The sequence below is a fragment of the Diaphorobacter ruginosibacter genome (assembly GCF_040396215.1).
In the GTDB taxonomy this organism is placed as follows: domain Bacteria; phylum Pseudomonadota; class Gammaproteobacteria; order Burkholderiales; family Burkholderiaceae_C; genus Diaphorobacter_A; species Diaphorobacter_A ruginosibacter_A.
In genome coordinates this window covers 1-8271 of record NZ_JBEBOW010000151.1, presented here as the reverse complement: position 1 = coordinate 8271, position 8271 = coordinate 1, and the positions used below count along the sequence as shown (strand labels likewise).

The following is an 8271-nucleotide window of genomic DNA, read 5'->3' as shown; positions in this document are numbered from 1 at the left end:
ACGCCCGGGGGCGTTTCATACGGCAGCGCCGGCACCGGCAGCACGCCGCATCTGGCCGGAGAGCTGCTCAAGGCCAGGACCGAAGCCAACTTCGTGCACGTACCCTACAAGGGCGGCGGCCAGGCGCTCTCGGACGTCGTGGGCGGAACGCTTCCGATGCTCTATACCGCCGTCGCGGGCGCATACCCATTCGTCAAGCAAGGCCAGGTACGCGCGATCGCGGTCTCCACCGCCAGGCGCCTGCCGTCGCTACCGGAGGTGCCTACCGTGGCCGAATCCGGCGTGCCGGGCTTCGTCGTCAACTCCTGGATCGGCATCCTCGCGCCCGCCAGGACGCCGCAAGCGATCGTGGACCGCCTTCAGAAAGAACTGAACCATGTGGTGCACACGCCAGAAATCAAGGATCGGCTCGCGTCACTGGGCATCGAGTCATCCGGCAACACGCCCGAGGAATTCCGCGCGGAGATTGCCTCCGACCTGAAGAAATATGCCGACATCGTGAAGACCGCCAACATCCGCATGGACTAGGGCGTCTTCGCGGATTCATGCATCCAGCCGGCCCGGCTGATCCTGCGCGCTCCTGGCGCGCAGCCGGTTTTGCGACCTCGACAGCCTGAGCGACACATCGCGGGCGCAGTTTTGCACCAGGGGGATGAAGTGATCAGTCTCGTAGTCGGGGTTCAGGTCGTGATTGAAGGTGAGCGACAGGCAGCTCGTGACATCACCGCTGGCATTGAATATGGGGGCGGCCACGCCGGTCACGTCCTGCTCCACTTCCGAACGTGAGACATAGAAGCCCTGCTGGCGGATCATGCGGAAGTACTTCAGAAATCCTGAGACATCATCGCTGATCGCCTGTGCCTGCCCGTCTTCGCGGCAGCGCTGAAACAGGCGCCGCAAGCGGCTCACGGGCTGGTGGGCCAGGATGATTTTCGATGCCGCCCCCTGCAACAGCGGAAGGCGGCGGCCACGGGAGAACTGCAGCTCCGTGGACCCATGGCCGGATTCCGAATGCACATGGATCACCTGATCGCCATACATGGTCACCAGTACAGCCATGCAGGCCTGGGTGCCCGCCAGCGTGCGCAACGCGTCACGGCTGTGGGCGAGGATTGGATCGGACAGGCGGATACAGCAGTCAAGCTCAATGATGCGTGGCCCCAGCGCATAGCTGCCGGAAATGCTGAGCAGCAAACCCGCATCGCACAACTGGCGTACATAGCGAAACGCCGTCGGACGCGACAAATCGAGCCGCTGCGCGATCTGTTCCGCGGTCAGCGTCGGAACCTGTGCGGAAAACAAATCCAGAACCTGAAGCACCTTGTTCAGCTGAGACATGGTCTATCCAAAGTATTTAAATATAAAGTATCAATTATTGATACTACAGATAAGTATATACGACAACAAAATCACATAGTCTCTATTATTGAAACATTGATGATCATCAATTAGCATTCAACCCATTCCAAACTGCCTGTTTCGAGACATCCGTGCAACTCTCCGCAATGCCTCCATCCGTCCAGCCTATCGACGTGCCGGTGCTGGGTCTTCATCATTTCGCTTGGCGCTGCCGGGATGCCGAAGAGACGCGGCACTTCTACGAAGACCTGCTGGGCCTGCCTCTCGTGCACCTGATTCGCGCCGAGACCGTGCCCAGCACCGGCGAGCACTGCCCCTATGTGCATCTGTTTTTCCAGATGGACGATGGCTCGTGCATCGCCTTCTTCGATCTCGGCGACAACACGCGCGCCGAGCCGTCACCCAACACTCCCGCATGGGTGAACCACCTTGCGCTGCGTGTGCGATCACAGGCGGATCTGCTGCTGGCGAAAAAGCGTCTGGAGGATGCCGGGGTGCAAGTGCTGGGCGTGACTGACCATCACTTCGTCGAATCCATCTATTTCTTCGACCCCAACGGTATTCGTCTCGAACTCACGGTGCAGACCGCCAGCGATGAATACATGCGGGCCGCGCGCGCCAAAGCGCATGAATCATGCGCGCTCTGGGTGGAAGAAAAACGCGCCCGCAACGGATTCGACAGCTGACCGGCAGCCGCATCGCTCGTTGGACACAACACATAACGGAAACCCCCCATGAAGATGAACCGACGCGGATTCACGGCTTGCGCGGCAGCCATGTGCGCCTTGCCCTTTTCAACAACGAGCCGCGCAGGCGCTTATCCGGAGCGCAGCATCCGCATGATCGTGCCCTACCCGCCCGGCGGCGGCACCGATGCCTTCGCCCGCGCCGTGGCTCCCGTGATGAGTGAATCGCTCGGCCAGCAGGTATTCATCGACAACCGACCAGGCGGCTCCAGCATCATCAGCGCCACTGCAGTGGCCCATGCTCCCGCCGACGGCTATACCTTTCTGCTCGGCGACATGGGGACGTACTCCACCAACCGCACGCTATTCAAGAAGATCAGCTACGACTCCTTCACGGACCTCACGCCGATCACGCTCACCGCACGCTTCGGCCTTCTGCTGGTCGTGCATCCATCAGTGCCCGCCAGGACACTCCAGGAATTCATCGCCCTGGCCAAGGCCAGTCCGGATAGCCTCAGCTGGGGCAGTCCGGGGGTGGGCACGCCGCATCACCTTGCCATGGAAATGCTGATGCGCCGCGCCGGCATCAAGCTCAACCACGTGCCATACAAGGGGGATGGTCCGGCCATGCAGGATCTGCTGGGAGGACAGATTCCCGTGCTGATGTCTTCGCTGGCGACGGCCAACCAGCACATGAAGGTGAACAAGGTATATGCCATCGCATCGACGGGAGGCTCCCGTCTGCAGCAGGCTCCGCAGATCCCGACGGTCGCGGAGTCGGGCATTTCCGGTTTCGATGCCTGGGGTTGGCAAGGTTTCGCCGCTCCCGCCAAAACCCCACCCGCCATTGTCAACGCCTTGAACCGGGCGTTCGCCAAGACCGCTGAGAATGCGGATGTCAGGCAGCGCCTGGCCGACCTCGGCGGCGAAATGATTCCCAGCACGCCCGAGGAGATGAATCGGCACATGCACCGCGAGGCCGAGGTCTGGGCTCCCATCATCCGCGATGCCGGCATCAGCCTGGTCTGACGGGCGGGACAGCCCATGACATCCCTGTCCAGGCCCGTGCAGCGGGTCACCGAGCATCGCTACGACGCGATCGCCATCAGCCTGCATTGGCTGATCGCGATGGCGCTGCCTGCACTGATCGTGATGGGGCTCTACATGACGGCGCTGCCGTTTTCCCCACAACGCCTGAAGCTCTACAACTGGCACAAATGGGCAGGCATGCTGGCCCTGGCCGTCATGCTGTTGCGGCTCGGCTGGCGTGCAGCGCATCGCCCACCGAGTGCCCTGCCTATGCCTGCCTGGCAGGCAAGCGCCGCGCATCTGGCGCATGCGGGCCTGTATCTGCTGGCGATTGCGGCACCGGCCGCTGGCTATCTCTATAGCTGCGCGGCTGGTTTCCCAGTGGTGCTGTTTGGCCGCTGGCCTTTGCCCGACCCACTGGGTGCCTCACAGGAGCTGGCTGCCATTCTCAAGCCGCTTCACCACTGGCTGGCCTACGCACTCGGCATGCTGGCGGCGCTGCATGTCACCGCCGTGGCCAAACACGAATGGCTGGACCGCGAACGGATCCTCGCGCGCATGGGAGCGGGCGCAAAAAACACAGGGAGCATCTCGTGACTCATCATCTGAATTGGCGGCGGATCGCCTCAGCCGTGGCTGTGGCACTCGCCGCAGCCCACGCCCATGCACAGCAAATGGTGCTTGCCGATCAAAGCGAAGTGGCCTTCACGACCCGGCAGATGGGCGTGCCTGTCGAGGGCAAGTTCCGCAAGTTCAGCGCCACCGCACGTATCGATGCCGCGGCGCCGCACAACAGTTCGGTGAGCATGAGCGTCGATATGGGCAGCATTTACTTTCCCGCGCCGGAAGTCGTGCAGGAAGCCAAGGGCGTGGACTGGCTCGATACATCGAAATTCGCCACCGCCGAATTTCAATCCACTTCCGTCAAACCGCTGGATGCCCGGCGCGTCGAAGTGTCGGGTCCTCTCACCATCCGGGGGCGCAGCAAAGCACTGGTGTTTCCAGTCACCGTGACGAGCGAGGGCGGCCAGACCAGGGCGGCGGGCCAGTTTGTGCTGCAACGTGGCGACTTCGGCATCGGCGCGGGCGCCTGGGCCGATCCGAGCCTTGTGGCCAACGACGTCACCGTGAAGTTTCATCTCAAGTTCAAAGACCACTAGGGTCCGGGCGCGCAACCATTCATCCGTTTTTCACACCACTCTTCAAGCAATTCGTCACGAGGGCCCATTTCATGCGCGCACTTTCATTGATCCCGGCAACGGCCATGGCCCTGCTGGCTGCCTTCTTCACAGGCAACGCCCTGGCCGAAACCGAGACTTACACCATCGATCCGACCCACACCTTTGTCTATTTCGAAGTCATGCACTACAAGACCGCCACGGTCCGAGGTCGCTTCGACAAGACCGAGGGCAGCGTCGCGCTTGACCGCCAGGCCCGCCACGGCCAGGCTGACATCACGATCCACACCACCTCGATCAACTCAGGCATCCCCGCTTTCGACGGCATGCTCAAGAGCGACAAGTTCTTCGATGCCGCCAACCATCCGCAGGCACGGTTCACCTCCAGCAAGTTCGCGTTCACCGAAGACGCCGGCATCGCCGCTATCGATGGCACGCTGACTCTACGCGGCAAAACCGCCGCGGTGAGGCTCAAGGCGCGGCATTTCAACTGCTACCAGCACCCGGTGGTGCAGCGCCAGGTGTGCGGAGGAGACTTCGTTGCCGAGATCAACCGCCGCGACTGGGGCATCTCCTCCTACGACGTCATCCCAGACGACGTGCGGCTGGTGATCCAGATCGAGGCGGTGCGCCAGTAGGACACCCGGCAGGCACGGTGTGATCGATCCAACCCACATAACAGCAGGTGCTGCCGAAGCAGCAAACAACAAGTATCACCGGCGATTCAAGAAAATCATGCAGCGCAAACCTCTCGTCATCTGTGCGTCCCTCACATTCGCCGCGTTCAATGGAATGGCCCAAGGCGGCGTCACCATCTACGGCAATGTCGATGCTGCCGTCACGCACGCCAACCTGGGGAACTCACGGACCGTCAACGGCCTGTATTCCGGAGTCGGTCCGGGTGGACGGCTGGGCTTTCGCGGCACGGAAGACCTCGGCGATGGGCTTAGCGCGAACTTCGTGCTGGAAAGCGGCATTGCCGCCGATACCGGCACATTCCAACAGGGCGGCATTCCTTTTGGCCGCCAGATCTGGGTGGGGCTGGCATCGGGAGGCGGCTGGAGCCTGTCGGCGGGCCGCCAGTACTCGCCCATGGCGATCGCGCTCCTGAATGCCGACACGCAGGGCAACGCATACTGGGGCAACCTGCTTGCCACCGGCAATGGCCTTTATCAGACACCTTCAGCCACGGGGAGCGATTCCAGCTTCCAATCCTCGGGACGGGTCAGCAACTCCCTTAACACGTCCTGGAGCAGCGGCGGCATCACGCTGCGCGGCATGGTGGCCGCGGGCGACGAGAACGCCCGGCGGACGGGCCAGTTGATCGGCGCCAGCATTGCCTATGAGCAAAAACAACTCATGCTCACCGCCGCGGCAACCCGTGTGCGCCAGTTTGCAAAAGACATTCCCGACGGAGCTGATCCGGCATGGCAGAACGAATGGATGCTCGGCGGCAGCTACGACACCCGGTTTGCCAAGTTCTACACAGGCTACTACGTATTCAATCCATCGGAGCGCAACAAGACCATCAACGCCAGCACCTGGAGCAAGACTTCATCGTGGTGGCTCGGGGGCAAGGTGCCGATGCCCGTTGGCGTGCTCATGATCCAGACGCTGCAAACGCGCTTCGACTACCCGCTGGCCCGCACGGGCCGCGGGCGCACGTACTCGGCCGCCTACGACTACCCATTGTCCAGGCGCACATCGCTTTATGCCTGCGCCGCGCTGCTGCGCAACAACGAAACCGGCGTCAGCGTGCTTTATGGAGCAGTCCCCATCCTCAACTACCCAGCCGTGGCAGGTACCGACGTACGCGTGTTTTCGCTGGGAATGCGCCACTCTTTCTGACCAACCCGCAGCCCGGGAACACACAAAGGACTCAGCAAACCATGAATACAGCCAATGCCAGCCGCCATGAGGTGGATTCCGAATGGGTCCATATCCAGTATTCGGAAGCATCACAGTTCAAGACGGTCTATGGTTTCTCCGGCCAGCAGGGCGTGGTGCATCTCGAAGGAGTGCGCTACGTGCCGCGCGGCGTCAAGAGCGACACGCTGCTCATCTACATGCATCCGGCAAGCACCCTGCAACTGCTTCCCATGCCCAACGCCATGGCCGCCAACGGCGTGCACGTGTTGTGCGCGGCCAGCCGCTATGCGCGCAATGACACTGCTCTCATCATGGAGCACGTGGTACGCGACCTGGGAGCGTATATCCGCCATGCGCGCGAACAGTGGAAGTATCGCAAGGTCGTGCTCGCAGGCTGGTCCGGCGGCGGCTCGCTCTCGCTGTACTACCAGTCGCAGGCCGAGAAGCCGACGGTCACGCACACGCCGGCCGGCGATCCCTACGATCTCACGCAGGCCGGACTGCAGCCCGCCGACGCGTTCATCCTGCAGGCGGCCCATGTATCGCGCGCCGTGGTGCTGCAGGACTGGATCGATCCCAGCGTGCTCGATGAACACAACCCCGACATCCGCGACGAGTCGCTGGATCTGTATCACCCGGACATCAAGCCGCCCTATGACGCCGAGTTTCTCGCACGGTTTCGCCAGGCGCAGCGCGAGCGCGTGGCGCGCCGCACCGCATGGGTCAAGGAAATGCTGGCCGAGCTCAAGCGCCGCGGCGGCAAGGAACTGGAGCGCGGCCACATCCTGCACCGCACCATGGCCGATCCGCGATTCCTCGATGCACGCATCGAACCCAATGACAGGCCCATTGGCACCTGCTACATGGGCCACCCGGAAACCGTCAACAGCGGCCCCATCGGACTGGCGCGCTTTTCCACGCTACGCGCCTGGCTGTCCCAGTGGTCGCCGGATGACACTTTCGCGCACGGTGAAAAATGCGCCGAAAGCATCACCGTGCCCTTCCTCGCGCTGGAGCACAGCGCCGACGACGCCGTTCCGCAACCCCACACACGCATGGTGTTCGAGCGCGTGAAAAGCCAGGACCGGCAGATGCATGTCGTCCAGGGCGCGACACATTACTTCGTGGGCCAGCCCGAACTGCTGCAAAGCACGGTCGAACTGACCCTCCACTGGCTGCGCGAGCGGGGTCTATGCAACTGAGCTCACCCAGCCAATCGACGCGAGTCCACCCGCAGCCTGTCCGTTGCGCACATGTCCACATGGGCACGGTACGGCAAGAATATCCCGAGGCAGACGAATTCCATGCACCAACCCAATCTCCAGCCCAACCCTTCAAGCTACTTCGATTACAAAATCCATCCGTTTCTGCGCCCGCCGGAAATGAACACATCCGTTTCCACGCCAACACACCCTGCCGTGGTGGTGGGAGCCGGCCCCATCGGGCTGGTGTTGGCCATCCTGCTGGCCAGGCAAGGCGTCAAGACCGTGCTGATCGAATCGGAAGCCCAGGTATGCGGTGGTAGCCGCGCGCTCGCGCTCAGCAGGCGCTCCATGGAGATCATGGAACAGGCGGGCGTGGATCGCGCGTTTCTCTCGGAAGCCATCCTCTGGGACAAAGGCCGCAGCTACTACCGGGGACAGGTGGTTCACCATCTCGATCTGCCGTTTTCCGAGGACGACAAATACGCCCCCATGACCAATCTGCCCCAATGCAACATGGAGGGCATCCTGGTTGAGCACGCGCTGGCGCTGGGCGTCGACGTACGTTTTCAGACACGGCTGATCGGACTGGACGAACAAAGCGAATGCGTACTGTTGACGCTCGACACCCCCGAGGGCGAATACCGTACCCGCGCGCAATGGGTGGTGGGCTGCGACGGCGCACGTTCCGCGGTGCGCAGACTCCAGGGGTTGCGCTTCGAAGGGAACTCCTTCGAGAGCCGCTTCGTCATCGCGGATTTCAAGATCGATATCGACGCGCCTGCGGGCCGGCGATGCTATTTCGATCCTCCCTGGCTGCCGGGCCACTCCGCCCTGCTGCACAAGGCGCCGTTCGGCGTGTGGCGGCTGGACTATCAGGTACCAGCCGATGTAAACGACGAAGAGGCACTTGATCCCGCCCGCATCCAGGCCCACATCCAGGCCCAC

General features: G+C 62.3%; 10 protein-coding genes. 9 read left to right on the top strand and 1 reads right to left on the bottom strand.

The window, feature by feature from the left end:
* Positions 1-528: Bug family tripartite tricarboxylate transporter substrate binding protein (locus ABWP92_RS15195; RefSeq protein ID WP_353236237.1), on the top strand; the 528-nt coding region annotated here is incomplete at its 5' end.
* Between the two features lie 15 nt (positions 529-543).
* Here the strand turns inward: ABWP92_RS15195 and ABWP92_RS15190 are convergent.
* On the bottom strand, positions 544-1338 hold the full coding sequence (locus ABWP92_RS15190) for an IclR family transcriptional regulator (RefSeq protein WP_353236236.1): 795 nt from the start codon (positions 1336-1338) through the stop codon (positions 544-546).
* 167 nt (positions 1339-1505) lie between these two features.
* Between ABWP92_RS15190 and ABWP92_RS15185 the strand changes: the two genes are divergently transcribed.
* From ABWP92_RS15185 to ABWP92_RS15150, 8 genes are all read left to right on the top strand, one after another.
* Entirely contained in the window at positions 1506-2045 is a 540-nt protein-coding gene (locus ABWP92_RS15185) for a VOC family protein (RefSeq protein WP_353236238.1), read from the top strand.
* Positions 2046-2093: 48 nt separating this feature from the next.
* Positions 2094-3074, top strand: a complete 981-nt coding sequence (locus ABWP92_RS15180; RefSeq protein WP_353236235.1) for a Bug family tripartite tricarboxylate transporter substrate binding protein — start codon at positions 2094-2096, stop codon at positions 3072-3074.
* A gap of 15 nt (positions 3075-3089) precedes the next feature.
* Positions 3090-3671 carry a cytochrome b gene (locus ABWP92_RS15175; protein ID WP_353236234.1) on the top strand — a complete coding sequence of 194 codons (582 nt, stop codon included), beginning with the start codon at positions 3090-3092 and terminating at the stop codon, positions 3669-3671.
* Positions 3668-4234 (top strand): YceI family protein, encoded by a 567-nt coding sequence (locus ABWP92_RS15170; RefSeq protein ID WP_353236233.1) that lies wholly within the window; start codon positions 3668-3670, stop codon positions 4232-4234. The genes ABWP92_RS15175 and ABWP92_RS15170 overlap by 4 nt, the downstream gene beginning before the upstream one ends.
* Positions 4235-4305: 71 nt before the next feature.
* Positions 4306-4890 carry a YceI family protein gene (locus ABWP92_RS15165; protein ID WP_353236232.1) on the top strand — a complete coding sequence of 195 codons (585 nt, stop codon included), beginning with the start codon at positions 4306-4308 and terminating at the stop codon, positions 4888-4890.
* A 97-nt stretch (positions 4891-4987) separates the two neighbouring features.
* The gene (locus ABWP92_RS15160; RefSeq protein WP_353236231.1) at positions 4988-6100 is read left to right on the top strand and encodes a porin; all 1113 of its coding nucleotides are present in this window, start codon (positions 4988-4990) and stop codon (positions 6098-6100) included.
* A 41-nt stretch (positions 6101-6141) separates the two neighbouring features.
* Positions 6142-7323, top strand: coding sequence for an alpha/beta hydrolase family protein (locus ABWP92_RS15155; RefSeq protein WP_353236230.1), 1182 nt, complete (start codon positions 6142-6144; stop codon positions 7321-7323).
* Positions 7324-7503: 180 nt separating this feature from the next.
* The coding region (locus tag ABWP92_RS15150; RefSeq protein WP_353236229.1) for an FAD-dependent monooxygenase at positions 7504-8271 on the top strand (768 nt) is incomplete at its 3' end.

Coding starts and splice junctions, on each gene's coding strand:
- ABWP92_RS15190 (WP_353236236.1), bottom strand. CDS start 1,338: ATGTCTCAGCTGAACAAGGTGCTTCAGGTTCTGGATTTGTTTTCCGCA.
- ABWP92_RS15185 (WP_353236238.1), top strand. CDS start 1,506: ATGCCTCCATCCGTCCAGCCTATCGACGTGCCGGTGCTGGGTCTTCAT.
- ABWP92_RS15180 (WP_353236235.1), top strand. CDS start 2,094: ATGAAGATGAACCGACGCGGATTCACGGCTTGCGCGGCAGCCATGTGC.
- ABWP92_RS15175 (WP_353236234.1), top strand. CDS start 3,090: ATGACATCCCTGTCCAGGCCCGTGCAGCGGGTCACCGAGCATCGCTAC.
- ABWP92_RS15165 (WP_353236232.1), top strand. CDS start 4,306: ATGCGCGCACTTTCATTGATCCCGGCAACGGCCATGGCCCTGCTGGCT.
- ABWP92_RS15160 (WP_353236231.1), top strand. CDS start 4,988: ATGCAGCGCAAACCTCTCGTCATCTGTGCGTCCCTCACATTCGCCGCG.
- ABWP92_RS15155 (WP_353236230.1), top strand. CDS start 6,142: ATGAATACAGCCAATGCCAGCCGCCATGAGGTGGATTCCGAATGGGTC.